Source organism: Enterobacter sp. MGH 33 (genome assembly GCF_000534535.1).
GTDB classification, from domain to species: Bacteria; Pseudomonadota; Gammaproteobacteria; order Enterobacterales; family Enterobacteriaceae; genus Enterobacter; species Enterobacter hormaechei_C.
Map to the genome: position 1 here is coordinate 938705 of NZ_KI973212.1, position 24529 is coordinate 963233.

Consider the following 24529-nt stretch of genomic DNA (forward strand, 5'->3'; position numbering starts at 1 on the left):
GGTGGCGGCTACGCCTTACCCGGCCTACGGATTGTGGGTTTTGGCGGGGGCGGCTTCGCCTTACCCGGCCTGCGGAATTGGGTTTTGTAGGCCCGGTAAGCGCAGCGCCACCGGGCGATTTTACAGAGGCAGGCGCATGGCGCAGCGGGAACCATACGCTAAACCGTGCGCCGTCTCTTCCTCGCGTTTCTGGCGCAGTTCTGGCGTCAGCGTCGTCATCATTTCAAACCCTAATCGCCTGTAGAAGGGCGCATTCCACGGGACATCACGAAACGTCGTTAACGTCAGCGAGTTCAGCCCCAGACTGCGGGCATGCGCGGCGGCACGGGCGATTAACTGGCGTCCAAGACCTCGTCCCTGCCAGTCCAGGTGAACCGACAGTTCCACAATAAACAGCGACGATGGATGAGCTTCGGCGAGAATAAAACCCACGGGCCTGTCGTCAGCCAGCGCCAGCCAGCTTAATCCGCGTCCGGCGTAACCGAGGTGATCTTCAACAGAAATAACCTCATTGTCTGCCAGCCAGGCCAGCTCAGGAACGTCGCGAAACCGCTGCCCCGCCGCGCGTTCAATGGCGGGCAGGGCAGCGACGTCGTCGATGCGCGTCGGGCGAAGAGTGAACGCCGTCATCAGCCAGCGCTGCTCACAATTTTAATCTCCACCATGCCGATCCCCAGCTTGCGCGGAGCGTGACCGAGAATATTCCCTTCGTTAGTGGACTGCGGATCGGGTGGCACAATGACCAGCGTATTGCTGCGCGTTGGGTTATCGAAATGCAGCGTGCTGGTGGTGACATCGTTGCTCAGCGTCAGCGTCTGTTCTTTATCACCGACGCGCACCGGTATAGGATGGTTTGCGTTGGGACCAAATGCCCTGGCGGTGATCACCAGATCGAATTTCTCCGGCAGCGGATGGGTATATTCAATTTTCACCTCATCGCCCAACTGCGCGTTAGACCAGCGCCCCCAGGATTCCGGCCGTGAAATACCGCTGAACTGCTTCACCTCTTCCGGCGCGCCGGCAACATTAAAGATGAAGCTGTCTGCTTTATAACGAATGTCGTTGTCGACGATTTTCAGCAGGTCTACGTTGCGCTGATAGCGTGCGGTATCAATAATCGTATCTTTAAACGCGGTTTTTCCCTGCCACTGCGGTTTGTCAACGTGTTGCACGGTCTGCTCGCCGCCGAGTTGCCCCTGAGAGACGCACCAGTCGGTGGACAGCGAGAGCTGTTGCGACCAGAGCTGGCCCATTTTGTAGCATTTGTCGACCCAGACGAAATTATCGCGCGGGGCAAATTCCGCCAGCTGGAAGCGCAGTGGCGCGGAGTATTCGCTTTCCGGCAGCGGCTCGACGCGGTTATCCGACACGCGCAGCAGCAGCGGCAGGCGGAAATGGCTGCCGGAGAACGCGATCATTTTTTTATCCTGATCGATGGTGAAGTCTTTTATCTCTTTCGGGAAGTTCCACAGACGAATGATATCCGGCTTCCAGGCGAGGATTTTTTCCTTCATGTTGAGGAAGATTTCCGACAGGGACTGGCCCGACAGCGTACTGCGGCCCAGGCCAATGAAGTTATCGCCACCCAGAATATCCAGCACGGTAGCGCCGTTATCCATCGAGTTACGTTTAGCGGCAATGATCTCCTGCTGCGGTTTATCGCCGCGCAGCACAAAGAACAGGTTGCTGCGATCCAGCTTATTCAGCTCATCCCAGGCGCTGTTTTTCATCGCCAGATGGTCAGATGAGACGACGATGACCGTATTTTTGAAATACGGCGACGCTTTGATTTTCTCGATTAACGCCGCGATATGCTCCTGGCTACAGGTCACGGCGCTGAACGACTTGTTGTTTTTACCGTCAATGTCATAGCCCTGACGTTTACAGGTGCGTGAGACGAAACCATCCGGATGATGCGTGTCAACGGTCAACGCAAACAGCGAGAAGCGTTTACCGGCGCGGGAAAGCTCCTCGAATTTCTTCCAGGTTTCATCAAGAACGGTATCGTCGTAAAAGCCCCAGTCGTTGCGGTAGGCCGGATCGGCCACCGTGGTTTTCAGCTCTTCGGAACCATACAAGTGATCGAAACCGTGGGATTTCAGGAACACATCTTTCCCGGCAAAGCGCAGGTTAGCGCCCTGCATAAAGTAGTTTTCATAGCCCGAGTTTTTCAGGATATCGCCGAGGCAAATGTTCTGCGGGAAGAAGCTCGACATCGAGGCGGAGGCGTTGCCTTCAAACGGGGCAAACAGCGGAATGCCGCACTGGGAGGCCACCATCCCTGCGATGGTGTAATCCGTGCCAGGGAGCTGCATGGTGTGGCTGAAGTCGAGGCCCTGGTTTTTCAGTGCGCCAAGCTCTGGCGTCAGGTTCGGGAAAGCATCGTTATCAAAATAGGTGCGTTCCAGACTTTCGCCGTAGATATAGACCAGGTTGAGTCTGGGATTGTCGATCTTCTTCGAGGGTTCTTTGTAATAGGCCGCAAAGTCCGGATCGCCATCGCGCGACTGGGATTTTACCAGCTCGGTAATTTGATGGAATGCCGGGCTGGCATCCACGGAGGCCAGCGCCAGGCACAGCGCCAGCAGGCTGTAGCCATGATGATGCGGACGGTGACGGCGACGGCGCAGAACCCAGGCCAGCGCGGCGAAGATGCCCACCAGGGCGACCACCAGCCCCAGACCCGGAAGGATGTACTTACCCACACCAGCGCCGGTGAGGCTGTTGGTCAACGTGTAGAGCACCGCGTCGTTAATACCGTCGCCGGTAAAGTAATCGCTGGCATATAACGTAATGTTTAAAACAATAAAAATGCCGAGCACCACCAGGGTGGCCACAAACCACCAGGTGTGACGACCGGCTTTCCAGGCATAAACGCCGATGGAAGCCAGGAAAAGGACAAGGGACATTAACTCTGACAACAGCAGATCCTCATCATGCCGGACGCTTAGCCGACTAATTGCTTATTTTTTGGGTAATACAATGTAATTGCGATGTCGCTTAGCTGCAATTTTAGTGTCACGAAAGTGTGCTGTTGTTAGGATTTGGTTTATAAAATCGGATTTTTGAATACAGTCGCATCGTGGCACACGGAGGCTGAGGTGGTGGCAGGGGGTAAAAAAACGCACTTCACGCCGCGGTGTAAGACTAACGTAATAAACCCGGCGTGTTGTGGCAGAAAATGGGAGGCGATCAGGAGAGGAAATTAACGCCTTGTTTCAGCACCAGATCGCAGGCTTTCGTTTTTACCTGTTTCGCCAGAGATGAATTTCCAAGGGTGCTGAGGTTCAGCTGCTGGCCATTTTGCGCGTTCAGCAGACCCTGAATACCGTCCATATAGTTGGTGTCCGCTTTCTGCTCCTGGGTGTCCAGACCCAGTTTACCCAGTACCTGGTTTTTGATGTTTTCGGTATCGGTAACGGAAGCCAGTTTCTGCTTCGCGCAGTATTCCAGAATGCCCGCCGCGTTGTTCATCGTTCCGGCGCTCAGGCTTTGGGAGCTGTTACTCAGCAGGCCGGTGAGGGACGAGGCTGACAGCCCGCCCTGGGAAGTGCCGCTCTCTTTGGTTAACTCACTTGCTGCGCTGGAGAGCGACTCCTGCCATGATGCGGCCTGCGCTGCGCCAGTCACCAGCAGGGCGCCAGTAAGGATGCTGATAAGAAACTGTTTTTTCATAATGATTTACTCAACAAGGTCCGTTTTGGGCCAAAAGTGGGTTCAGTATATACCTCTGCTCTTCCAGTGCTCCCTGGAAATATCTTAATACTCTTTGCCGGTGACGCGGCTGCGATAGCTGTCCCAGTCGAAGATGACGTACAGGCTGTTACCCAGCTTCATGCGATCCATCACCCGCTCGCCAAGAAGTCGGGTCATCTCGTCGATATTGTGGTTCGTCAGCATACCGGTTGGGCGTTTTGACGACGAACGGCGATCGACAATCTGATTGATGATCACTTTTTCGTAGCGGGACTCCGTCTGGACGCCGATCTCGTCGATGACCAGCAAATCCACGTTACTCAAATCATTCAGCAGCTGTTCTTCGCTGGTTTCGCGGTTACTGAAGGTGTCCTTCATGGCGGACATAATATCGGCCACGGTGATAATCAGCACTGACTTCCCGCGCAGCAGCAGCTCGTTGCAGATTGCGGCCGCAAGGTGATTTTTCCCCGTGCCGGGTTTTCCGCTAAAGATGAAGCTGGCAATGTTGCCGTCAAATTCATCCACGTACTGGCGCGCCTGGTTGAGGGCGTTCATCTGCCCCTGTGACTCGACCTTATAATTCTCGAAGGAGCAGTTCTGGTGCAGAGGGCGAATGCCCGAGCGGTTAAAGGTGCGCTGCATTTTCATCGCGCGGTTTTCGCGGGCGAGGGCAGCCGCGCGAATTTTACCCTGCTCTTTTTGCCATGCCAGCAGCTCTTCACCGGTGGTGAAGGCGGGCTTCACGTTTGCGGGCATCATCTTCTGCAAACGTTTCATCAGGTCGCCGACGTTTTTCATTTCGCACCTCGGAATCCATCAGGGATTTTTTTGTCCGGTTCTGAAAAGGCATTGATATCACGTTTTGGCTGGCCATTGTTGCTGGCGCGGTTGATTTGCAGACTGCGCGCGAACTTTTGCTGCCACTGAACATGGTGGAAGACTTTTCCTTCAGCCTGCCAGTAAGCGGTAAAGGCCGCCAGCTCTTCTGGCGTCGCGGGCTGCGCGAGGGCTATTCCCCATAAGGCCGCCTGCCGCTGAAAATCGGCGTCCGGCTGCCAACCGGCGTACATGGGAAATTTCCCCATTGGAACGGCCACCGGGGCGCTGGCGGGTTCGTCAAAAAACTGATTATCCAGCATGACATCGCTCGCCGGACGCGACAGCTTCGCTTCAATTTCCAGAAGCTGCGCCAGACGTTCCGGCGTGACCGCATAAAACGCCGGGGCGTTGTCGGCAAATACCGCGAGCGTGCCGCCTTCGGCGTGCGTCAACACACCGCGAGGATCGCGCATAAAGGCATCAATGCCAGCAATGCTGGTGGTCAGGATTCTGGAGGACATAACACTTTCTCAACTGATTACTACGGACGTGATTGAGGGTTATGGTAGCACAGAGAGAGGAGAGGAAAGGAGAGGATTTCCCCGGCGGCGTTACGCTTACCGGGGCTAAAATCACAAGGGCTGTTTACGCGATGATGTTCAGCGTCACGTCGATATTGCCGCGCGTCGCGTTAGAGTACGGACAGACGATATGCGCTGCATCCACCAGTTTTTTAGCTTCCGCTGCGTCCATCCCTTCAACGTGGATGTTCAGCTTCGCTTCGATACCAAAACCGGTTGGCAGCGGGCCAATCCCCACTTCGCCTTCAATAAAGGCGTCTTTTGGCAGAGCGAATTTGTCGCGTGCCGCAACGAACTTCATTGCGCCCAGGAAGCAGGCGGAGTAGCCCGCAGCGAACAGCTGTTCAGGGTTGGTTACTTCACCCCCCATGCCGCCCATCTCTTTTGGCACACCCAGTTTGACATCCAGAACGCCATCGGAAGACGTTGCGCGGCCATCACGGCCTCCGGTTGCTTTGGCTTTGGCAGTGTAGACAACTTTTTCTAAAGACATGGCAGGTTCCTCATCTTACGTTTATATGCACTATTAAATAGCGCGCGATGTATTAAGTTAGAATCAGACGCGTAAAGTATAGCCTTACGCGCGATGAAGCTGTTGGCGCAAAAGTTCGAGCTGTTGCTTGAGCGCCAGCATGGTGTCGGTATCACACTGCGCTGCACAGCCCACGGCGTGGGGTATCGTCACGGCCTGCTGTTGCAGCGCCCGACCCGCGTCGCTCAGGGTGACGGCGACCTGACGCTCATCCTGACGGGAACGCTGGCGGAAGATTAATCCTGCGCTTTCCAGGCGTTTCAGCAGGGGAGTCAGCGTGGCGGAATCCAGAAACAGCCGCTCGCCAATGTCTGACACCGTAATATCATCCTGCTCCCACAGCACCAGCATCACCAGATATTGCGGGTAGGTCAGGTTAAGCGGCGCCAGCAGTTGCCGGTACAGCTTGTTAAGCGCCAGATTTGCCGAATAGAGGGCAAAACAGAGCTGGTTATCCAGCAGAAGCGCGTTGGTAGTGTCGTTCGTTTTTGCGTCCATGAAATGAATATAGATAGCGCGCGATACAATTGCAAGCGATTTTATTATACGCGTGGACGTTTGCGGTAAAGCCATAATCCGGGGATCGACAGGCCGATGGAGAGCGCGCCCACAATCGACGAGGCTTTAAGGAAATTGCTCAGAAGCAGGATCATCTGCGGTTCGCTGTAGCCAAAGTGGCTGATTTTGACGGCGGAGATCATCGCCGTATAGGCTGAAATGCCCGGGAACATAGGAATGACTGCCGCCACGGTGAACACTTTCGGGTGCGCCAGATACCAGCGGGACCACTGAATACCGATGCTGCCGACCAGCATGGAGGCGATAAACGTCGACCATTCGATATTAAAGCCCGAGGTCATCATGATCATACGTGAGCCGTGGCCAATGGCACCCAGCAGCGCACACCAGGGTAATGCACGCTGTGGTACGTTAAACACCATCGCAAAGCCAACGGCGGGAAGGGCTGCCAGGAGCATGTCCTGCGCCAGTGCGAGCAGAAAATCCATCACGCCCATCCGCGTAACCCCCAGAGTGTCATGGCCATTACCACCCCGATACAGGTCGCCAGCGTCAGCAGGCTGGCTATCGCCCAGCGCGCCAGACCGGTGTTGATGTGGCCTTTGAACATATCAGCGACGGCGTTGATTAAGGGAAAACCCGGCACCAGCAGCAATACGCTGGCGGCCATCGCAACAGTAGGCGTGCTGGCGAAGTAAGGCTGGCGCAAAAGCAGGCCGGATACGGTTGTCGCCACGAACGCCGTGATGCAGAAGTTAATTTGCGGATGCAGTTGCCTGTGCGTCAACAACTGGCGGACATACATCGCGATGCTGCTGGCAAAGAAGGTCACGACAGCGCCGTCCCAGCCGCCCGCGTTGAGCTTGCAGAAGCAGGCGCAGGAGAGTCCCACCATCAGCACAACCAGCCAGCGTGGATACCGGAGAGGTTTGATCTGGTTGAAGCGTTTCTCTATCTCCCTCAGATCGAGCAGCTTGTGTTCAGCAAGGATCACGATGTGCTGCACTTCCGTCACGACGTGCATGTTAATGCCGCGGTCATGATTTTTACGGGTGGAGGTCAGGCACTGTCCGTCTTTAATGGTGGTCAGCACAATGGCATTTGACGAGATGGAGCTCTCAACGCTGTCCATCCCCAGCACCAGCCCAAGGCGTGTGGAAAGTTCTTCCACGAGGGCGCTTTCTGCCCCGTGTTGTAAGAGAAAAAGCCCGCACTGAATACATAGCCGCGTGGTAGCACGTTGCGTAGACCGATCTGCCTGCATGAAACGCCCTGAAGAGAAGAGAGATTGCTTACTTTTAACACAAAGGGCCGGGCCCTTTGCGCTGGGCCAGATCAACATTTGTGCAATCAGTCGCGTGAGCAGGGGGAGAAAACCGCACTTTCTATTTATTTAATGAATATAAAAATAGAGATTTATAAAGACAATATATTAAGTATTTCTAATTTCATATTTTCAATCTTTTCACGCAATCTTAATTAAAGTTTTGTGGTCTTTATGCGATATTAAGCCAGTATTGGGCGTTTCTTAACCCATTGGACATTTCTTCTGATTTGCGAGTATTAAGCCGTTTTGTACTGAGGGATGCAAGCGTGTTTAAACTCGTAGGGTTAGTTCGTTCTTAAATAATGAATTCATGACAGGGAGGGTCTATGTTGCCATTGAATGGTAAACACGGAGTGGTGATTAGTAGAGTGCCGGTTATGCAAAATGGGCTAGGTGGCGTCATGACGCGTCATTTTCCTGATTTTGAAATAACGTACTGCCGTTCGATGCAGGAGTTGACGCTACTACAATTGCGTCGCGCTGGGGTCGTTATTGCCGATATTTCAGGTGAGTATCGTAATCCTCGCGGCACGCTTGAGCAGTATTATGGATTAATGAATCAGTATCGGGACATTCACTGGATATTCCTTGTCTCGCGTCCCCTTTATCCACTTGCAGTAGAGCTTCTTATGCGTCCGGAAAGCACGCTGCTTTCGGATATGGAACCGATTGAAGGCGTTATTAACGCTATTCGCGCGGGCAGTGAACGTGCCGAGCGAATAAGCCAGACGTTATTAATACCGGAAACGTCCGATATTGAAGAAGAGAGTGAGCAAATGATTGCGCTCACCCACTCTGAATGCAAGGTGTTGCGTTTATTAGGTAAAGGTTGGGGAATCAACCAAATAGCCACGCTGCTGAATAAAAGTAATAAAACGATCAGTGCACAGAAAAACAGTGCAATGCGCCGCTTATCACTTCGCAGTAATGCCGATATGTACGCGTGGATAAGCAGTACCCAGGGAATGCGAGAACTCAGTTTAATGTCGGCTTATGGAGAGTTTGAGGAATGGAAAAGACCACTGCAACAAGACATATCGCCGTCATCGAAAGCTGCTCAATGAGCGCTGTAGGGCTGAAGCATCTCTTTGCGATGCCCGCCCTGAGCCATTACCAGGTGCACCTGTTTAGCAGATTCGCCAGCTTTAAAGCGGCGCTCTCGGATATCTCATTCTATGCGGTTATCTATTCACTGTCTGATGAGCGTGAAGAGCGGAGAAACTGTCTGGCCTGTTTACGGGATCTCACCTTCACCCACAGCGACGTCCAGCGTATCGTGCTGGCCTCTGACGAAATGGAGGCGAGGCTGGTCAGCCATCTTTCGCCTTCTCGCTTGCATGGGATAATCAGTAAATCGATTCCGCTAAAGCAGCTAATGGAGGGGCTGGAGACATTACTCAGCGAAACGCATCAGGTGAATGACAACATGTACAATCACTGGTGTGCGAGCCAGAATCGTATGTTAAGCCCAACCGAAAGGGCAATACTGCGTTATATGTCATCGGGTTTTTCAATCCCTGAAATTGCGGCGCAGCTTGAACGCAATATTAAAACCATCCGGGCGCATAAGTTTAACGCAATGGTAAAGCTGGGCGTCAATTCTGACGTGGGATTACTGGATGCGGCGGATATCCTGGCGCATCTCCCTGCCCGGGAAGTGCGTCGTTCAGCTCTCACCGTTCCTTCATTCTCTCAGCGTTAAGTGGTGCGCCAGAGTTCTTCTGGCGCAACGTTTAAATGCAGACATCGACCCATTTTGCTGCGGTCAGCTCCGCCATTCTGTCGGGCGATATACGCACCGCACTGTGGATGGCACCCGCTGCGGGTAACACTTCCGCGTACTGTTTTAATGTGATGTCACAGTAAACAGAGAGCGGATTTTCCAGTCCGAAAGGGCAGACGCCGCCAACAGGATGACCCGTCAGGGTGACTACCTCATCGCTGCTGAGCATGCGGGCTTTTGCGCCGAATGTCTCTTTAAGCTTTTTGTTATCCAGACGCGCATCGCCTTTTGCAACCACCAGAATCACGTCATTTTTAATTTTCAGTGACAGCGTTTTGGCAATTTGGCCGGGTTCAACGTTGTGCGCGGCAGCAGCAAGGGCAACAGTCGCTGTGCTTTGGTTAAGCTCAATGATCTCTATATCCGGAGCGTGTTCGGCAAAAAACTGTTGTACAGACTGCAAACTCATTGATTCCTCCTGACAAATATCCTGCGTAATCTGTCATAAGAATTTAGTCGCTGTAAATATCCCTTAAGTAACAAATATCCGTCAGGGGCGATTTCTGGATCGCCTTCACATTCACAGAAACCGGTTACAGTAACCGGTTGCAGAGCGTGATGCAGAGATTAATACTAAGTGTGTAACTTCCCCTGTATCTAATAATAAGAGCTAATTATGAAACCATTCCGTTTGAGCAGTACCGCAGGTACACGATCCGGCAAGGTTGTGACGCTGATGTATGGAACAACGTGTGACGTGAGAGCGTCCAAAACGAACGTCTGACAGGAGATCTGCTATGTCTGCCAACCACGCTGCATTTAATCTGATTTTCCGCTTCGTTGAAAATTATGTCAGCCCTATTGCCGGGCGCATCTCTTCCCAGCGTCACGTTATGGCTATTCGTGACGGGTTTATCTCAGCGATGCCGTTTATGATTGTAGGCTCGTTTTTATTAGTGTTCGCTTACCCGCCTTTTTCGCCTGATACCACCTGGGGTTTTGCTCGCGCCTGGCTGGATATGGCGAAGCAGTTTGAAGGTCAAATTCTGACGCCGTTTGATATGACAATGGGGGTGATGTCCCTTTATATCTGTGCGGCTATTGCCTACAACCTGGGCAAACATTACGTTAAAACGCATCAGCTGGATCCGTTCATGTGCGCGATGCTGTCGCTGATGGCGTTCCTGCTGGTCGCCGCCCCTAAAACCAAAGGCGCTTTACCGGTGGATAGCCTGGGAGGGACCGGTATTTTCACCGCGATTCTGGTGGCGATCTATTGCGTTGAGATGATGCGTTTCCTGAAAGCACACAATATCGGGATCCGCCTGCCAGACCAGGTTCCACCGATGATCAAAAACTCGTTTGACCTGCTGATCCCGGTGCTGGTGGTGGTGCTCACGCTATACCCGCTGAGCCTGCTGATCCAGTCGCAGTTCGGTATGCTGATCCCACAGGCCATCATGTCGATATTCAAACCGCTGGTCTCTGCGGCTGACTCGCTGCCTGCGATCCTGCTGGCGGTGCTGATTGGCCACCTGCTGTGGTTTGCCGGGATCCACGGCGCGGCGATTGTCTCCGGGATGCTGCAAATGTTCTGGCTGACAAACCTGGGGGCGAACCAGACCGCGCTGGCGGCGAGCCAGCCTTTGCCACACATCTTTATGGAAGCCTTCTGGACGTTCTTTATCGTTATCGGCGGATCGGGGGCGACGATGGGGCTGGTGTTCTGCTATCTGCGTAGCCGCTCCGCGCACCTGCGCTCCATTGGACGTCTGAGCGTGGTACCAAGCATTTTCAATATCAATGAACCGGTGATTTTTGGTACGCCGATTGTGATGAACCCGGTGTTCTTTATTCCTTTCCTGCTGGCGCCGATGGTTAATGCCGTGCTGGCATGGGCAGCGATGAAGTTTGATCTGATTGGCCGCGTGATTTCCGTTGTGCCGTGGACGGCACCGGCTCCGGTTGGTGCCGCCTGGGCGCTGGGCTGGGATTTCCGTGCAGCCATTCTGGTGCTGGTTTTGGCCTGCGTTTCCGCCATTATCTATTTCCCGTTCTTCAAGGTGTACGAGAAACAGTTGCTTCAGCAGGAAGCGGAAGAAGCACAGCGTAATGGAGAAGAGGAAAATCAGCAGGTCGCTTAGGTAAAAGCAAAACGGCAACGCAGGTTGCCGTTTTTAGTGTTTGTTCCCTCTCTCTGCGGGTTTCAGGCCGGGCCAGACTACTTAAGCGTGCAATCGCCACACTGCTGGACGTCCGGCAAACGGTAGCGCTGACAGCAGGTACGACGTACCAGAAGTCCCTCACGCGGAACCACGGTGCGGTAAAGAGGGTTGTCCCGTCCATCCGACAGCTGTCTGGCAAAGAAACAGCTCTGACGCAGTGCATCCACTTTCTCGTCGCCGAGCAGCGGCTTCATCTCCGTTAAATACCAGTGGATAAGATACCCGGTATTACTCCAGATCAGTTTGCCGTTAATCTCTCCCGTCGCTTCCAGCGCATCAATGACCGGAACCAGCGCTCTTGTAATCAGCCGTTCCATACGCGCCTGCGCTGACAGGTGTCTCGCGCTCGGATCTTCATGTACATCAATCCAGAAACAGGCAGCGCGCCCGGTTTCATGAAACTCAACATGGAAATGTTCCGACGAGAGATCGAGCATCGTTTCCTGGGTCAACAGGGCCAGCATGACAGGCGGCACCATCAGCCCGATATACCACTGTGCCCAGAGGGATAACAGCGGTTTGTTTTCCCGCGTCAGGGTAGGTTGGTTACGATAAATATGGTCGGAATAGGTTGCCAGCAGTGACCGCAGCTCCGCAGGACGTTGCCACTCAGTCAGCGTCAGAGCATGATGCGGCGGTGCTTCATCCAGTTTGATGAAATCCAGCAGATGGGCGCGCGTTACGGCAATTTTTTCCCGAATGGCATCCGCAAGCGTCGTTTCCCCGGCGGAGAGTGGAGCTCGCCAGAGTAGGGGCTCAACGATGTGTGCGGTACGAGTCGCCATAGTGTGGATTACAAATCTAAATGATAATGATTGCCAATCCTAACTATAGATAAAACCGAGCGCAAGCGTTTTATCCTGGCGCTGTGAAGGCGGTTTCAGGCGGTATGAAGCTCTTCGCTCAGCAGAATGCTGTTACGTCCCATATGCTTGGCTTCATAGAGGGCTTTATCGGCTTTCGCCAGCGCGCCCTCAACGTCGTCACCTTCGAACATGGCGATGCCGATGCTGATGGTCACGTTAGTGGCGACGCTTTCGTTAAACATATGGGGGATTTTAAGATCGTAAACCTTCTGACGTATGCGTTCAGCAGTCTGTCGCGCTTGCTCCAGCGGGATGTTACTCAACAGCACCATAAATTCTTCCCCGCCAAACCGGGCGACAACATCGCGTGAGCGCACGGCGTCGCGTATCGCAGCCGAGACCCTGATCAAGGCCTGATCGCCCATCATATGGCCATAATGGTCGTTGTAGGCTTTGAAGTGGTCGATATCCATCAGCAGCACGAAGTGCTCGCCAGCGTCAGGCCTGGGAAGATTCTCCAGCCGGCTTTGCAGCCCGCGACGGTTATATAGGCCGGTGAGCGGGTCCATCATGCTGAGATCGGTCAGGGTTTCGCGCTCCTCCAGCAGCTCGGAAAGCAGCTCCTGGGCGAAACGGTCATTGCGCCGCTGAAGAACATGATGGATACCAATGGCGACCACCGGCAGCGCGAAAAAATAGGCCATTCTCAGCCAGTTTTCGGACGGACTAAGCCACAGGCAGGATATAAAAGCGGGAAATGAATGTAACGTAAAGGCTTTAATATTACTTGCGAACGCCAGAGACCCTATAAAAAGCACTGTTAATAGCGCCATCATTAAATAGGTCGCGTGATCGTGCGTGATTAACAGAAATTTAGAGACGATCTGCCAGGCCCATAAAAGACCAAAAATAGCTGAAACAACAGGGATATTTATTTTTCGCGTGCTGTTTTTCCAGTGCCAGATAAGTAAGCCTGTGCTGATAGTCAGTACGGCAAAGAGCGGGACTGATAACACACGCACGGAATAGAGAGGGTTTGTTACCGAGAACAATGCTGATGCGGCGTTCAGAAATAAAAACAAACGTAAAGATAGCTGATATTTCTTGTTGACTAAAGACAGCCAGGATTGTGATGTCATATGCGTGCGTTTTTATTAAAACTCAATTAAAACAATGAGCAAGGTGTTGTTGTGTAATATTGGGCGCTACAAAATTGAATTTTTATTATCAGAAAAACTTTATCGGAAGTTAACAGGTGGGCAATTTATCACCTTACACATTCTCTGTCATTATGGGAAAGCAATTGCTGGCGCAATTTCTTACGTCGCATGCTGACAAGTGATAATTACTATCATATGATACTGGTTATCATTATCAGTGCGAGAGGTGAAACCATGTTGAGCAAAGCGCTGGGAAGTGGGTGGGGAATATTACTGCCTGGTTCCATTATCGGTGGGCTAATGTTTGCCGATCTCCCCATTGATGTCTGGAAAGCAATGATTGTTTCAGGCTTGCTGGTGACATCCGCAATGATCTGGCACAAACAGTTACGGCATTACGTGCTGCTGCCATCATGCGTGGCGCTAATCAGTGGACTGCTGGTGATTCTGATGAGTTTGAAATAAAAGGGAAAAACAGGAGGCACTGCTGAGGGGATGTAAGATAATTGGTGCGAGGGGGGGGACTTGAACCCCCACGTCCGTAAGGACACTAACACCTGAAGCTAGCGCGTCTACCAATTCCGCCACCTTCGCACAGTCATCTTACTGGTTTGATATCGCCTCGTTGGTGCGAGGGGGGGGACTCGAACCCCCACATCCTAAGGACACTAACACCTGAAGCTAGCGCGTCTACCAATTCCGCCACCTTCGCCCAGTGCGAGCAATATCAACGTGATTTATGGTGCGAGGGGGGGGACTTGAACCCCCACGTCCGTAAGGACACTAACACCTGAAGCTAGCGCGTCTACCAATTCCGCCACCTTCGCACAGTCATCTTACTGGTTTGATATCGCCTCGTTGGTGCGAGGGGGGGGACTCGAACCCCCACATCCTAAGGACACTAACACCTGAAGCTAGCGCGTCTACCAATTCCGCCACCTTCGCCCAGTGCGAGCAATATCAACGTGATTTATGGTGCGAGGGGGGGGACTTGAACCCCCACGTCCGTAAGGACACTAACACCTGAAGCTAGCGCGTCTACCAATTCCGCCACCTTCGCATACCATCGACACTGTAAAAGTATCGTAACCACGGAGGCGCATTCTAGATGTTTTCAGCTTTACGTCAACAGAAAATTGCGCACGTTGTTTTGATTGCTGCAAAAATGGGCGATGGCAGCGTCGGCCATCGCCGGACCGGGGGTTTACTTTTTCGCCTGGCGCGTCATCACGGTGCGATAGACCTTAAAGCGGCCCGTCTGGGCGATCACTTCGTGGAAGCCAAAGGTTTCATCCAGCACTTTCGGGTACGCGAGGAAGGCGTTCGCTACGATACGCAGCTCACCGCCGCTGTTGAGGTGACGGGTTGCGCCACGGATCAGCGTTTGCGCCGCTTCAAGGCTGGTCTCCATTCCGTCGTGGAACGGCGGGTTAGAGATGATCATGTCAAAGCGACCGGTCACGTCGGAGAAGACGTTGCTGGCAAACACGTCACCTTCTATGCCATTCGCAGCAAGCGTGGCGCGGCTGGCTTCTACTGCCGGGGCGCTCACGTCACACAGGGTTAAACGCACTTTTGGTGAGTGGCTGGCGAGAACCGTTGACAGCACGCCCGCGCCACAGCCGACGTCCAGCACCTTGCCCTTGGTGTGAGGCGTCAGGGTGGACAGCAGCAGCTTGCTGCCCGTATCGAGCGCATCACGACTGAACACGCCCGGCAGGGTTTTAATGGTCAGGCCGTCAAGCTGGTACTCGTCCCAGAAGGCGTCGGCATCGAAGGTGGTCTGTTTTTCCAGACGACCATGGTACAGTCCGCAGCGACGGGCGCTGTCGATTTTCGTCAGCGGCGCCCAGGCTTCGAGCATCTGCTCTGCGCTACGCACCCCGCTGCGGTTCTCACCGACAACAAAAATATCGCAGCCGACCGGCAGCAGAGAAAGCAGGTTCATCAGCTGGAACTGGGCTTCCGGCTTGTTTTTCGGCCAGTAGTAAATGAGCGTATCGCAGTCAGCAATATCGCTCTGCTCCGCCGCCAGGCTAAAGCGCGCGCGCTCGCCCATCTGGCGGCTCAGCACCTGCCAGTGGTGATAGTACTGGGTGTGGGCACGGCTTTCAGCACAGTCGAAACGCGCGGGCAGGTCATCCTGCATATCTCCGGCAAACAGAATACGGCTTTCTTCGAAATCATCACTGTGACGCAGCAAGACTTCACTTGCCGGGGTAAATGCAGACATGAATTGTTCCTCAATAAACTCAGGCGGGGATTATAGTAGGTAGATGGCGCAGTTTCGACACATTTGCTATATTTGCGCGCCTGAGAGACAGGAGTTTTCGCTATGACATCCCGACGAGACTGGCAGTTGCAGCAGCTGGGCATTACCCAGTGGGCTTTGCGTCGCCCGACGGCGTTGCGGGGCGAAATAGCCATCTCCATCCCTGCGCATGTCCGCCTGGTGATGGTGGCAGAAGCGCCGCCTGCCCTGAACGAGCCCCTGATTGAGGATGTCCTTCGCACCCTGAAGGTGACCCGCGATCAGGTATTACAGCTGGCGCCTGAAAGCGTCGCGATGCTTCCCCCTGACAGCCGCTGTAACAGCTGGCGAATCGGGGCGGTGGACGAGCTACCTCTTGAAGGAAGCCAGATCAGTTCGCCAGCGCTGGACGAACTGAAAGCCAACCCAAAAGCGCGTAGCGCGCTATGGCAACAAATTTGCGAATATGAACACGATTTCTTCCCTCACGACGGTTGACCTGACCACCGCGTTCGCGATTGAAACCCGCGCCCATGCCTTTCCGTGGAGCGAAAAGACGTTTGCCAGCAATCAGGGCGAACGCTATTTAAATCTCCGCCTGGACGTTGACGGTGCGATGGCTGCGTTCGCCATCACGCAGGTCGTTCTGGACGAGGCGACGCTGTTTAATATTGCGGTCGATCCCGCTTACCAGCGCCGCGGGCTGGGCAGGGAACTGCTTGAGCACCTCATTCGTGAGCTGGAAACCCGTGACGTTTTCACCCTGTGGCTGGAGGTGCGCGCGTCCAATGTCGCCGCCATCGCGCTATATGAAAGCTTAGGCTTCAACGAGGCGACTATCCGCCGTAACTACTACCCCACCGCAGAGGGACGTGAAGACGCCATTATCATGGCTCTGCCGATTGGATAACGAAAATAAGGTTGTAACGATGAAATGGGACTGGATTTTCTTTGATGCCGACGAAACGCTGTTTACGTTTGACTCGTTCGGCGGCCTACAGCGGATGTTTCTCGACTATAGCGTGACGTTCACCGCGGAAGATTTTCAGGACTATCAGGCGGTGAACAAACCGCTGTGGGTGGATTACCAGAACGGAGCCATCACCGCGTTACAGCTTCAGCATCAGCGTTTTGACGTGTGGGCTGAACGGTTAAACGTCAGTCCTGGGGCGCTGAACGAGGCCTTCCTGAATGCGATGGCGGATATCTGCGCGCCGCTGCCCGGCGCCGTTTCTCTGCTGGATTCGCTGAAAGGGAAGGTGAAGCTTGGGATCATTACCAACGGCTTTACCGCGCTTCAGCAGATCCGCCTTGAACGCACCGGCCTGCGCGATCATTTCGACGCGCTGGTGATCTCCGAAGAGGTGGGCGTACCGAAGCCGGATCCGCGTATTTTCGATTATGCGCTGGCGCAAGCGGGCAATCCTGACCGCGATCGCGTGCTGATGGTGGGGGATACGGCAGAATCTGATATTCTGGGAGGTATGAGATCGGGCCTGTCGACCGTCTGGCTGAATGCGCATGGTCGCACGCTGCCGGAAGGCATCGAGCCGACCTGGACCGTTACGTCATTGAACGAACTGGAGCAGCTCCTGTGTAAACAATGATTGCCTGCCCCCTGTTGATGGGTAAAATAGCCGCATTTTTCGTATTCCATGATGCGCGGCCTGCTGCCGCGCTTACCTAAGAAGAATTGATTATGACGTTGTCTCCTTATCTGCAAGAGGTGGCCAAACGCCGCACTTTTGCCATTATCTCGCACCCGGATGCCGGTAAAACGACCATCACCGAGAAGGTGTTGCTGTTCGGACAGGCGATCCAGACCGCGGGTACCGTTAAAGGCCGTGGCTCCAGCCAGCATGCTAAATCCGACTGGATGGAGATGGAAAAGCAGCGTGGTATTTCGATTACCACCTCCGTGATGCAGTTCCCGTATCACGACTGCCTGGTGAACCTGCTGGACACCCCGGGGCACGAAGACTTCTCCGAAGATACCTACCGTACGCTGACGGCGGTGGACTGCTGCCTGATGGTGATCGACGCCGCGAAAGGTGTTGAAGATCGTACCCGCAAGCTGATGGAAGTCACCCGTCTGCGCGATACGCCGATCCTCACCTTTATGAACAAACTCGACCGTGACATCCGTGATCCGATGGAGCTGATGGATGAAGTGGAAAACGAGCTGAAGATTGCCTGCGCGCCAATCACCTGGCCGATTGGCTGCGGCAAGCTGTTCAAAGGGGTTTACCACCTCTATAAAGACGAAACCTACCTGTACCAGACCGGTAAGGGCCACACCATTCAGGAAGTCCGCATTGTGAAAGGTCTGGACAACCCGGAGCTGGACGCCGCTGTCGGTGAAGAGCTGGCCGCCCAGCTGCGCGATGAGCTGGAGCTGGTTAAAGGCGCGTCGCATGAGTTCGACAGAGAGCTGTTCCTGAGCGGTGAAATTACCCCGGTCTTCTTCGGTACCGCACTCGGCAACTTCGGCGTTGACCATATGCTCGACGGTCTGGTTGAATGGGCCCCGCAGCCGATGCCGCGTAAAACCGACACCCGCGAAGTAGAAGCGAAGGAAGAGAAGTTCTCCGGCTTCGTCTTTAAAATTCAGGCCAACATGGACCCGAAACACCGCGACCGCGTCGCCTTTATGCGCGTGGTTTCCGGTAAGTACGAAAAGGGCATGAAGCTGCGTCAGGTCCGTATCGGTAAAGACGTAGTGATATCCGACGCGCTGACCTTCATGGCGGGCGACCGTTCGCATGTAGAAGAAGCCTATCCGGGTGACATCATTGGTTTACACAACCACGGTACCATTCAGATTGGCGATACCTTCACGCAAGGCGAAATGATGAAGTTCACCGGTATCCCTAACTTCGCGCCAGAACTGTTCCGCCGCATTCGCCTGCGCGATCCGCTGAAGCAGAAGCAGCTGCTGAAAGGCCTGGTCCAGCTTTCCGAAGAGGGCGCGGTACAGGTGTTCCGCCCAATCGCCAATAACGATCTGATCGTGGGCGCGGTGGGTGTGCTCCAGTTCGACGTGGTGGTTGCCCGTCTTAAGAGCGAGTACAACGTGGAAGCGATTTACGAATCGGTGAACGTGGCGACCGCCCGCTGGGTTGAATGTTCAGACGTGAAGAAATTCGAAGAATTTAAACGTAAGAACGAAGTTCAGCTGGCGCTGGACGGTGGCGATAACCTGACCTATATCGCCCCAACCATGGTAAACCTGAACCTGACGCAGGAACGTTATCCTGATGTTCAGTTCCGCAAAACGCGCGAGCATTAATTTCCTTTCAGAGCACGGCAGCCGCCGTGCTCTTCTTTAATTCCTGTGTTATTAAACCCTTGCGGAATGTTCTTAATTCACCGCAATTTTTCGCTATTCGTTCGTTTTTTCCCCAATTCTGAATGCACCCCTCTGATTGTGATCTATATTTAACTCAGTGTTTAGCACCGGGCGTGGATGAATTAACTGTTCAATGCATATCCATTGGTTCTCCATTTTGCCCCGGTGTTAATTCGCAATATATAAAACCAAGATTAGGGAAGTATGTCGCCCAAATAATGGGCAAAACACAGGAATAAATCGATGAATATGACAAGACTGAAGATTTCTAAAACTCTGCTGGCTGTAACATTGGGTAGTGTCCTGGTAAGCGGTTCTGCTCTGGCGGAAACCAGCACCATGGATAAAGCGCAAAATTCCGCCAATACCGCAGGGGAAAAAATCGATAGCTCTATGAATAAAGTCGGTAATTTCATGGATGACAGCTCAATCACAGCAAAAGTGAAAGCCGCACTGGTGGATCACGAATCCATCAAGAGCACCGATATTTCTGTTAAAACCGACAACAAGGTTGTCACCCTGAGCGGTTTCGTTGAAAGCCAGACCCAGGCCGAAGAAGCCGTTAAAGTGGCGAAAGGCGTTGAGGGCGTAAGCTCCGTCAGCGACAAATTGCACGTACGTGACAGCAAAGAATCGTCGGTGAAGGGCTATGCCGGAGATGCAGCAACTACCAGCGAAATCAAAGCTAAACTGTTAGCTGACGACATCGTGCCATCCCGTATGGTGAAAGTTGAAACCACCGATGGTGTGGTCCAGCTGTCCGGTACGGTTGAGAATCAGGCACAAAGCGATCGTGCCGAGTCAATTGCGAAAGCTATTGATGGTGTGAAAAGCGTCAAAAACGATCTGAAAACGAAGTAAAGCAGTACCATTCGCCCGCAGGCTGAAAACCGCGGGCGAAATAAAAACGATTCTGGAAAAGCCGGTGAGTGACCTGAGCGCTCACGTTTAGCGGCCGACATTAACTATGGTAAAGGAGAGGCTTATGTTTCGTTGGGGCATTATATTTCTGGTTATCGCGTTAATTGCCGCCGCATTGGGCTTTGGTGGACTGGCGGGTACCGCGGCATGGGCAGCGAAAATTGTCTTCGTCGTCGGTATTATTCTGTTCCTGGTCAGCCTGTTTACGGGTCGACGTCGCCCGTAGCAAACGCAATATTTATTAAACAAACTCAAGCCAGTCCTCGTGACTGGCTTTTTCTCGTTTGAGAACCACCGGGGAAGTGCGTTACTGTGTCTCATCAAAATAATGAAAACAGGAAGGCAGAGGTGGGGCAACGAATTCCCGTTACGCTCGGCAATATTGCGCCGCTGACGTTAAAACCGTTTCATGCAGGCCAGCTTGCGCTGGTCTGTGAAGGGGGAGGGCAGCGCGGTATTTTCACTGCTGGCGTGCTTGACGAATTTATGCGCGCACAATTCAACCCGTTCGATCTCTATTTCGGTACCTCTGCCGGGGCGCAGAACCTCTCCGCCTATGTCTGCAACCAGCCCGGCTATGCGCGCAAAGTGATTATGCGCTACACCACCTCCAAAGAATTCTTCAATCCGGTACGCTTCGTACGCGGCGGGAACCTGATCGATCTCGACTGGTTACTGGATGCTACCTCCAGCCAGATGCCGCTGGCCATGGATACCGCGTCACGTCTGTTCGATACCGGCAAAGAGTTCTGGATGTGCGCCAGCCGTGGCGATGACTATTCGCCGGGTTACTTTTCGCCGCAGAAAGAGAACTGGCTGGATATCATCCGCGCGTCCAGCGCGATCCCGGGATTCTACCGCACCGGCGCCCTGCTGGAGGGGATAAGCTATCTTGACGGCGGTATCAGCGACGCGGTGCCGGTACAGGAGGCGGCGCGGCGCGGGGCAAAAACCATTGTGGTGATCCGCACGGTGCCTTCGCAGATGTATTACACCCCACAGTGGTTTAAGCGGATGGAACGCTGGCTGGGCGACAGCAGCCTGCAACCGCTGGTGAATATCGCGAAGCAGCATGAAACCACCTACGGCGCGATGCAGCGTTTTATTGAAAAACCACCGGGCAAGCTGCGCATCTTTGAAATTTATCCGCCTAAGCCGCTGTTGAGCATGGCGCTGGGCAGTCGGCTGCCTGCGTTGCGTATGGATTACAAAACGGGGCGGCTGTGCGGGCGTTACTTCCTGGCGACCGTCGGGAAAATGCTGGCGGAGCAACCGCCTCTTCATCGGCATAAAAGCATCATTTTGCCGCCTGCCGTTGTGGCCAATGACGCGGTGGCGATGCCGCTGGTGGACGCGCCGCAGGCCAACGATGGCTTACTCGATAAGGAGGATCTGGCGTGACGCACTGCTTTATCGATACCCATTGCCACTTTGATTTCCCGCCGTTTAGCGGGGAGGAAACATCAAGTATTGCGCGCGCGGCTGAGGCCGGTGTGAGAGCCATTATTGTGCCCGCTATTGAAGCGGCGAGATTCGACAAAGTTCTGGCGCTTGCCCGGGAGCACGATGCGCTGTATGCCGCGCTGGGTCTGCATCCGATCGTTATTGAGCACCATCTTGATGACCATCTCGACAGGCTGGATGCCACGCTGCAAAATGCGGATACAAAGCTGGTTGCCATCGGTGAGATCGGCCTCGATCTCTATCGTGAAGATCCGCAGTTTGAGCGCCAGCAGACGATCCTGGATGCGCAGCTCCGGCTGGCAAAGCGCCACGATCTGCCGGTGATCCTCCACTCCAGACGTACCCATGACAAACTGGCGATGCACCTGAAGCGTATCGACGTGCCGCGCAGGGGCGTGGTCCATGGTTTCGCTGGAAGCCTTCAGCAGGCGCAGCGTTTTATTGAGCTGGGCTATAAGATTGGCGTCGGTGGCACCATTACCTATCCGCGTGCCAGCAAAACCCGTGATGTGATGGCGCAGCTCCCGCTGACCTCGCTCCTGCTGGAAACGGATGCGCCTGACATGCCGCTGAATGGTTTTCAGGGCCAGCCCAACCGCCCGGAGCAGGCGGCGCGCGTTTTTGATGTGCTGTGTGAGCTGCGTCAGGAGCCTGAAGATGTGATTGCCAGCGCGCTGCTGGAAAACACCCGCGCGGTCTTCGGCATCACGCTATAAATAAAGGGCCGGGCGGATCACCGTGATCTGCTGCCGTTCCAGGGCCTGCGCCAGCGGCTCGATGTCCTCCGGCGTGGCGCTCCGCCATCGCGCCGCCTCCCCGTAAACCCCATGAGCATGAAACGCGTTGATCCGCACAGGAACGTTCCCCAACGCGTGGATAAAAGCGGTCAGCGATGGCAGATGGTGCAGATAATCACACCGAGCGGGGATCACCAGCAGGCGCAGCTCCGTCAGGCGATGACGATCGGCCAGCCAGCGGATGCTCTGCTTGATCTGCGTGTTTTCGCGCCCGGTCAGAAAACGGTGATGTTCATTGCCCCAGGCTTTCAGATCCACCATCGCGCCGTCAAACACCGGTAACAGCTTTTGCCAGCCGGTTTCGCTTAACAGGCCGTTGCTGTCCACCAGGCACGTCAGATGGCGCAGGGACGGATCGGCTTTGATCGCGGTGAACAGCGCAACCAAAAACGGCAGCTGCGTGGTGGCCTCACCCCCGCTGACGGTCACGCCCTCAATAAACGGCGCGGACGTGCGAACCCGGGAGAGGATCTCCTCGACGCTATAGCGTTGCGCCATCGGCGTCGCCTGCTGCTGACACAGATGCAGACAGGTGTCGCACTGCTGACAGTGACTCTCCTGCCACCAGACGCGCCCGGCCTGAATTGCCAGCGCATCATGAGGACAGTGGGGAACACAGTCGCCGCAGTCGTTGCAGCGCCCTATCGTCCACGGGTTGTGGCAGGTTTTGCAGCGCAGGTTACAGCCCTGGAGGAACAACGCCAGGCGGCTGCCCGGCCCGTCAACGCAGGAGAAGGGTATGACCTGACTAACTAAAGCGCATCTGCTGTTCATGGCTTATCACGCGCGGCTGACGTTCCAGAATACGGGTATTGCGCGCGGCCTCCTCGCCGAGCCAGGTGGTGTTGGTGCGCGAGCCGGCCTCCCGGTATTTCTCCAGATCGGAGAGCCGCACCATATACCCGGTGACGCGCACCAGGTCGTTTCCGGCTACATTCGCGGTGAACTCACGCATACCGGCGTTGAACGCCCCCAGGCACAGCTGCACCACAGCCTGAGGATTGCGTTTAACCGTTTCCTCCAGGGTGAGAATATCGCTGATCCCCGAATGATAGTGTTTATGGTGCGGCGCCACGGCCAGCAGGTGGCTGACAGGGTCCGGTTCGTCGCCGTACGGCAGACGTGCGCCCGGCGTGGTGCCAGAATCGGAACTGATCCCAGACTGGGCATGCAGCATCGCGCGGTGCTGCCAGCCGTGTTTCACCGGCGTGTTTTCAACAAACGCCGCAAGCTGTTCACTGATGCGGTAGCCCAGCGCATTGGCCTGTTCGTTCTTACCGTAACGTCCCGTAATGCCTGCTTTCTCGCACAGCACATTCACCGCTTCGGCCAGACCGTACATGCCAAACATCGGCACAAAGCGATCGGCATCAATCAGCCCCTCTTTCACCAGGAAGCTATTCTCAAAGAAGCCGGATTGTTCATATAGAAAATCGCAGCGCGCATTGATGATCGCGATTTGTTGCTGGCAGTAGTGGGGAAGGGTACGAGTGAAAAAGTCTTCCGGTGAGCGGCTGTGTTCCGCAATCGCCTTCAGGTTAAGGCGCACCAGCGTGCTACCGCCGCCCGCCAGCGGCAGGGAGTTGTAACAGCTCACCACGCCATAGCGACCTTTTGTGAAAATTTTATCATTCACCGGGCCATTAGAAATATGCGGTTTACTACATTCACAAATGTTTTCCGCCACGCTCAGCAGCAGATCGCCGGGGGTTACATCCGGGTCGTAGATAAAGGTCAGGTTCGGCGCAACCTGCTTCAGTTCGGCATCCGCGCGAAGGATGGCTCGGGTGACAGGCGTATCCGCCGGGCCGATATTGGCATGCATAAACGCATCGGGCAGGGTTCTGTCCAGGTAACGCCAGAAACGTTTTATTCGGCTATCGATTTCATCCTGTGTTAGAATTTTAACATAAGGGCTGAGTATCTCATCGAGCTGGCCCAGATAGACCGGCATCGATGTGACGGACGGAACATGGTGATAAAGGATAGTGAGCAGCGAGAGGGCATCATCCAGATCTTTAGCCCCTTCCAGCTCCAGCCATTCTGAGCCGTTAGCCAGAAATTTAGCGTAGTCCGGCAGCACGTAGCGCGGTTTGTAAGGCGCATGGCCTTCGAACATGTCGCAGATGAATCCCTCGTCCAGCGCGGCGCGGGCCGCCTCTGGCAGAGCGGGATAGGGCAGATTGTTCTCCGCTTCCAGCGCCAGAAAATGACGTTTTTGTTCCGGGGTTAACACCGGGCTGGTCACAATGTGCTGGCAACGTTGTTGCAGGGCGTCGGGCATGTTCACTTCCTTGGTTGTTCTGCGGATAGTGAACGAATTGTAGGAAGCCAGCCTGGTGGCGCTTTTGATCAG

27 protein-coding genes and 5 tRNA genes are annotated in these 24529 nt (G+C 54.4%); 12 read left to right on the forward strand and 20 right to left on the reverse strand.

What is annotated here, in order from left to right:
- Nucleotides 1–120 precede the first annotated feature (120 nt).
- The 9 genes from L379_RS19470 to L379_RS19430 all read right to left on the reverse strand — a co-directional run bounded on the left by L379_RS19470 (nucleotide 121) and on the right by L379_RS19430 (nucleotide 7414).
- Nucleotides 121–630, reverse strand: coding sequence for a GNAT family N-acetyltransferase (locus tag L379_RS19470; RefSeq protein ID WP_032103061.1), 510 nt, complete (start codon nucleotides 628–630; stop codon nucleotides 121–123).
- On the reverse strand, nucleotides 630–2921 hold the full coding sequence (gene opgB / locus L379_RS19465; RefSeq protein ID WP_032652496.1) for a phosphatidylglycerol--membrane-oligosaccharide glycerophosphotransferase: 2292 nt from the start codon (nucleotides 2919–2921) through the stop codon (nucleotides 630–632). The genes L379_RS19470 and opgB overlap by 1 nt, the downstream gene beginning before the upstream one ends.
- 271 nt (nucleotides 2922–3192) lie before the next feature.
- Nucleotides 3193–3675, reverse strand: a complete 483-nt coding sequence (locus tag L379_RS19460; protein ID WP_015572603.1) for a YjjA family protein — start codon at nucleotides 3673–3675, stop codon at nucleotides 3193–3195.
- Between the two features lie 84 nt (nucleotides 3676–3759).
- On the reverse strand, nucleotides 3760–4497 hold the full coding sequence (dnaC, locus tag L379_RS19455) for a DNA replication protein DnaC (RefSeq protein WP_003856580.1): 738 nt from the start codon (nucleotides 4495–4497) through the stop codon (nucleotides 3760–3762).
- A complete protein-coding gene (dnaT, locus tag L379_RS19450; RefSeq protein WP_003856579.1) occupies nucleotides 4494–5039 on the reverse strand; it encodes a primosomal protein DnaT in 546 nt (181 codons plus the stop codon). Before dnaT ends, dnaC begins: the two co-directional genes overlap by 4 nt.
- A 124-nt stretch (nucleotides 5040–5163) precedes the next feature.
- Entirely contained in the window at nucleotides 5164–5592 is a 429-nt protein-coding gene (locus tag L379_RS19445) for an organic hydroperoxide resistance protein (protein WP_003856578.1), read from the reverse strand.
- 84 nt (nucleotides 5593–5676) lie between these two features.
- Nucleotides 5677–6129, reverse strand: a complete 453-nt coding sequence (locus L379_RS19440) for a MarR family winged helix-turn-helix transcriptional regulator (RefSeq protein ID WP_015572604.1) — start codon at nucleotides 6127–6129, stop codon at nucleotides 5677–5679.
- A gap of 44 nt (nucleotides 6130–6173) precedes the next feature.
- On the reverse strand, nucleotides 6174–6647 hold the full coding sequence (locus L379_RS19435; RefSeq protein ID WP_015572605.1) for a threonine/serine exporter: 474 nt from the start codon (nucleotides 6645–6647) through the stop codon (nucleotides 6174–6176).
- Complete coding sequence (locus L379_RS19430; protein WP_032652498.1) at nucleotides 6638–7414, reverse strand: threonine/serine exporter family protein; 777 nt, start codon at nucleotides 7412–7414, stop codon at nucleotides 6638–6640. Before L379_RS19430 ends, L379_RS19435 begins: the two co-directional genes overlap by 10 nt.
- A gap of 389 nt (nucleotides 7415–7803) precedes the next feature.
- Between L379_RS19430 and L379_RS19425 the strand changes: the two genes are divergently transcribed.
- Together L379_RS19425 and bglJ are read left to right on the forward strand one after the other, a co-directional pair.
- Nucleotides 7804–8541, forward strand: coding sequence for a helix-turn-helix transcriptional regulator (locus L379_RS19425; RefSeq protein WP_032652501.1), 738 nt, complete (start codon nucleotides 7804–7806; stop codon nucleotides 8539–8541).
- On the forward strand, nucleotides 8538–9179 hold the full coding sequence (gene bglJ, locus L379_RS19420) for a DNA-binding transcriptional activator BglJ (RefSeq protein WP_032652504.1): 642 nt from the start codon (nucleotides 8538–8540) through the stop codon (nucleotides 9177–9179). The genes L379_RS19425 and bglJ overlap by 4 nt, the downstream gene beginning before the upstream one ends.
- Nucleotides 9180–9210: 31 nt before the next feature.
- Here bglJ and L379_RS19415 read toward each other — a convergent pair whose 3' ends face one another.
- On the reverse strand, nucleotides 9211–9669 hold the full coding sequence (locus L379_RS19415) for a YbaK/EbsC family protein (RefSeq protein WP_003856572.1): 459 nt from the start codon (nucleotides 9667–9669) through the stop codon (nucleotides 9211–9213).
- Nucleotides 9670–9997: 328 nt separating this feature from the next.
- Between L379_RS19415 and L379_RS19410 the strand changes: the two genes are divergently transcribed.
- Entirely contained in the window at nucleotides 9998–11344 is a 1347-nt protein-coding gene (locus L379_RS19410) for a PTS cellobiose transporter subunit IIC (RefSeq protein ID WP_003856571.1), read from the forward strand.
- 77 nt (nucleotides 11345–11421) lie between these two features.
- On the opposite strand, the gene fhuF is transcribed toward L379_RS19410, so the two are convergent.
- Together fhuF and L379_RS19400 are read right to left on the reverse strand one after the other, a co-directional pair.
- Nucleotides 11422–12210: a siderophore-iron reductase FhuF gene (fhuF, locus tag L379_RS19405; RefSeq protein ID WP_003856570.1), complete on the reverse strand. Its 789-nt coding sequence runs from the start codon at nucleotides 12208–12210 to the stop codon at nucleotides 11422–11424.
- Nucleotides 12211–12305: 95 nt separating this feature from the next.
- Entirely contained in the window at nucleotides 12306–13370 is a 1065-nt protein-coding gene (locus L379_RS19400; protein WP_032103055.1) for a GGDEF domain-containing protein, read from the reverse strand.
- Nucleotides 13371–13586: 216 nt separating this feature from the next.
- Here L379_RS19400 and L379_RS19395 point away from each other — a divergent pair, with 216 nt between their 5' ends.
- Nucleotides 13587–13856 (forward strand): DUF1435 domain-containing protein, encoded by a 270-nt coding sequence (locus L379_RS19395; RefSeq protein ID WP_026080652.1) that lies wholly within the window; start codon nucleotides 13587–13589, stop codon nucleotides 13854–13856.
- A gap of 42 nt (nucleotides 13857–13898) precedes the next feature.
- Here L379_RS19395 and L379_RS19390 read toward each other — a convergent pair.
- From L379_RS19390 to rsmC, 6 genes are all read right to left on the reverse strand, one after another.
- Nucleotides 13899–13985, reverse strand: a tRNA-Leu gene (locus L379_RS19390).
- A gap of 32 nt (nucleotides 13986–14017) precedes the next feature.
- Nucleotides 14018–14103 (reverse strand) — tRNA-Leu (locus tag L379_RS19385).
- A gap of 28 nt (nucleotides 14104–14131) precedes the next feature.
- Nucleotides 14132–14218 (reverse strand) — tRNA-Leu (locus L379_RS19380).
- A 32-nt stretch (nucleotides 14219–14250) separates the two neighbouring features.
- Nucleotides 14251–14336 (reverse strand) — tRNA-Leu (locus tag L379_RS19375).
- A gap of 28 nt (nucleotides 14337–14364) precedes the next feature.
- A tRNA-Leu gene (locus L379_RS19370) sits at nucleotides 14365–14451 on the reverse strand.
- A 144-nt stretch (nucleotides 14452–14595) separates the two neighbouring features.
- Nucleotides 14596–15624 (reverse strand): 16S rRNA (guanine(1207)-N(2))-methyltransferase RsmC, encoded by a 1029-nt coding sequence (gene rsmC, locus L379_RS19365; protein ID WP_015572609.1) that lies wholly within the window; start codon nucleotides 15622–15624, stop codon nucleotides 14596–14598.
- A 102-nt stretch (nucleotides 15625–15726) separates the two neighbouring features.
- Here rsmC and L379_RS19360 point away from each other — a divergent pair, with 102 nt between their 5' ends.
- The 8 genes from L379_RS19360 to L379_RS19325 all read left to right on the forward strand — a co-directional run bounded on the left by L379_RS19360 (nucleotide 15727) and on the right by L379_RS19325 (nucleotide 22092).
- On the forward strand, nucleotides 15727–16140 hold the full coding sequence (locus tag L379_RS19360; RefSeq protein ID WP_023295888.1) for a DNA polymerase III subunit psi: 414 nt from the start codon (nucleotides 15727–15729) through the stop codon (nucleotides 16138–16140).
- Complete coding sequence (gene rimI, locus L379_RS19355) at nucleotides 16109–16552, forward strand: ribosomal protein S18-alanine N-acetyltransferase (RefSeq protein ID WP_017383836.1); 444 nt, start codon at nucleotides 16109–16111, stop codon at nucleotides 16550–16552. The genes L379_RS19360 and rimI overlap by 32 nt, the downstream gene beginning before the upstream one ends.
- Before the next feature lie 19 nt (nucleotides 16553–16571).
- Entirely contained in the window at nucleotides 16572–17249 is a 678-nt protein-coding gene (gene yjjG / locus L379_RS19350) for a pyrimidine 5'-nucleotidase (protein ID WP_017383835.1), read from the forward strand.
- Nucleotides 17250–17341: 92 nt separating this feature from the next.
- The gene (gene prfC / locus L379_RS19345) at nucleotides 17342–18931 is read left to right on the forward strand and encodes a peptide chain release factor 3 (protein WP_006810210.1); all 1590 of its coding nucleotides are present in this window, start codon (nucleotides 17342–17344) and stop codon (nucleotides 18929–18931) included.
- Nucleotides 18932–19234: 303 nt separating this feature from the next.
- Complete coding sequence (osmY, locus tag L379_RS19340; RefSeq protein ID WP_015572610.1) at nucleotides 19235–19852, forward strand: molecular chaperone OsmY; 618 nt, start codon at nucleotides 19235–19237, stop codon at nucleotides 19850–19852.
- A gap of 124 nt (nucleotides 19853–19976) precedes the next feature.
- Nucleotides 19977–20138 (forward strand): DUF1328 domain-containing protein, encoded by a 162-nt coding sequence (locus L379_RS19335; RefSeq protein ID WP_003856556.1) that lies wholly within the window; start codon nucleotides 19977–19979, stop codon nucleotides 20136–20138.
- A 122-nt stretch (nucleotides 20139–20260) separates the two neighbouring features.
- A complete protein-coding gene (locus L379_RS19330) occupies nucleotides 20261–21313 on the forward strand; it encodes a patatin-like phospholipase family protein (protein WP_032652506.1) in 1053 nt (350 codons plus the stop codon).
- The gene (locus tag L379_RS19325; protein ID WP_032652508.1) at nucleotides 21310–22092 is read left to right on the forward strand and encodes a TatD family hydrolase; all 783 of its coding nucleotides are present in this window, start codon (nucleotides 21310–21312) and stop codon (nucleotides 22090–22092) included. Before L379_RS19330 ends, L379_RS19325 begins: the two co-directional genes overlap by 4 nt.
- Here the strand turns inward: L379_RS19325 and L379_RS19320 are convergent.
- Nucleotides 22087–22947: a YjjW family glycine radical enzyme activase gene (locus L379_RS19320; protein ID WP_017694551.1), complete on the reverse strand. Its 861-nt coding sequence runs from the start codon at nucleotides 22945–22947 to the stop codon at nucleotides 22087–22089. The two genes, L379_RS19325 and L379_RS19320, sit on opposite strands and share 6 nt — an antisense overlap.
- Nucleotides 22922–24457 (reverse strand): YjjI family glycine radical enzyme, encoded by a 1536-nt coding sequence (locus tag L379_RS19315; protein WP_032103051.1) that lies wholly within the window; start codon nucleotides 24455–24457, stop codon nucleotides 22922–22924. The genes L379_RS19320 and L379_RS19315 overlap by 26 nt, the downstream gene beginning before the upstream one ends.
- Nucleotides 24458–24529: the final 72 nt, after the last annotated feature.

What these genes read in the sequence shown, in the direction of transcription:
- L379_RS19395 (WP_026080652.1), top strand. Translation starts at nt 13,587, where the DNA reads ATGATACTGGTTATCATTATCAGTGCGAGAGGTGAAACCATGTTGAGC.
- bglJ (WP_032652504.1), top strand. Translation starts at nt 8,538, where the DNA reads ATGAGCGCTGTAGGGCTGAAGCATCTCTTTGCGATGCCCGCCCTGAGC.
- L379_RS19410 (WP_003856571.1), top strand. Translation starts at nt 9,998, where the DNA reads ATGTCTGCCAACCACGCTGCATTTAATCTGATTTTCCGCTTCGTTGAA.
- L379_RS19360 (WP_023295888.1), top strand. Translation starts at nt 15,727, where the DNA reads ATGACATCCCGACGAGACTGGCAGTTGCAGCAGCTGGGCATTACCCAG.
- L379_RS19445 (WP_003856578.1), bottom strand. Translation starts at nt 5,592, where the DNA reads ATGTCTTTAGAAAAAGTTGTCTACACTGCCAAAGCCAAAGCAACCGGA.
- rsmC (WP_015572609.1), bottom strand. Translation starts at nt 15,624, where the DNA reads ATGTCTGCATTTACCCCGGCAAGTGAAGTCTTGCTGCGTCACAGTGAT.
- L379_RS19425 (WP_032652501.1), top strand. Translation starts at nt 7,804, where the DNA reads ATGTTGCCATTGAATGGTAAACACGGAGTGGTGATTAGTAGAGTGCCG.
- L379_RS19470 (WP_032103061.1), bottom strand. Translation starts at nt 630, where the DNA reads ATGACGGCGTTCACTCTTCGCCCGACGCGCATCGACGACGTCGCTGCC.
- dnaC (WP_003856580.1), bottom strand. Translation starts at nt 4,497, where the DNA reads ATGAAAAACGTCGGCGACCTGATGAAACGTTTGCAGAAGATGATGCCC.
- L379_RS19430 (WP_032652498.1), bottom strand. Translation starts at nt 7,414, where the DNA reads ATGCAGGCAGATCGGTCTACGCAACGTGCTACCACGCGGCTATGTATT.
- L379_RS19335 (WP_003856556.1), top strand. Translation starts at nt 19,977, where the DNA reads ATGTTTCGTTGGGGCATTATATTTCTGGTTATCGCGTTAATTGCCGCC.
- fhuF (WP_003856570.1), bottom strand. Translation starts at nt 12,210, where the DNA reads ATGGCGACTCGTACCGCACACATCGTTGAGCCCCTACTCTGGCGAGCT.
- L379_RS19400 (WP_032103055.1), bottom strand. Translation starts at nt 13,370, where the DNA reads ATGACATCACAATCCTGGCTGTCTTTAGTCAACAAGAAATATCAGCTA.
- prfC (WP_006810210.1), top strand. Translation starts at nt 17,342, where the DNA reads ATGACGTTGTCTCCTTATCTGCAAGAGGTGGCCAAACGCCGCACTTTT.
- L379_RS19315 (WP_032103051.1), bottom strand. Translation starts at nt 24,457, where the DNA reads ATGCCCGACGCCCTGCAACAACGTTGCCAGCACATTGTGACCAGCCCG.
- dnaT (WP_003856579.1), bottom strand. Translation starts at nt 5,039, where the DNA reads ATGTCCTCCAGAATCCTGACCACCAGCATTGCTGGCATTGATGCCTTT.
- rimI (WP_017383836.1), top strand. Translation starts at nt 16,109, where the DNA reads ATGAACACGATTTCTTCCCTCACGACGGTTGACCTGACCACCGCGTTC.
- yjjG (WP_017383835.1), top strand. Translation starts at nt 16,572, where the DNA reads ATGAAATGGGACTGGATTTTCTTTGATGCCGACGAAACGCTGTTTACG.
- L379_RS19415 (WP_003856572.1), bottom strand. Translation starts at nt 9,669, where the DNA reads ATGAGTTTGCAGTCTGTACAACAGTTTTTTGCCGAACACGCTCCGGAT.
- L379_RS19460 (WP_015572603.1), bottom strand. Translation starts at nt 3,675, where the DNA reads ATGAAAAAACAGTTTCTTATCAGCATCCTTACTGGCGCCCTGCTGGTG.
- L379_RS19320 (WP_017694551.1), bottom strand. Translation starts at nt 22,947, where the DNA reads ATGAACAGCAGATGCGCTTTAGTTAGTCAGGTCATACCCTTCTCCTGC.
- L379_RS19435 (WP_015572605.1), bottom strand. Translation starts at nt 6,647, where the DNA reads ATGGGCGTGATGGATTTTCTGCTCGCACTGGCGCAGGACATGCTCCTG.
- L379_RS19440 (WP_015572604.1), bottom strand. Translation starts at nt 6,129, where the DNA reads ATGGACGCAAAAACGAACGACACTACCAACGCGCTTCTGCTGGATAAC.
- osmY (WP_015572610.1), top strand. Translation starts at nt 19,235, where the DNA reads ATGAATATGACAAGACTGAAGATTTCTAAAACTCTGCTGGCTGTAACA.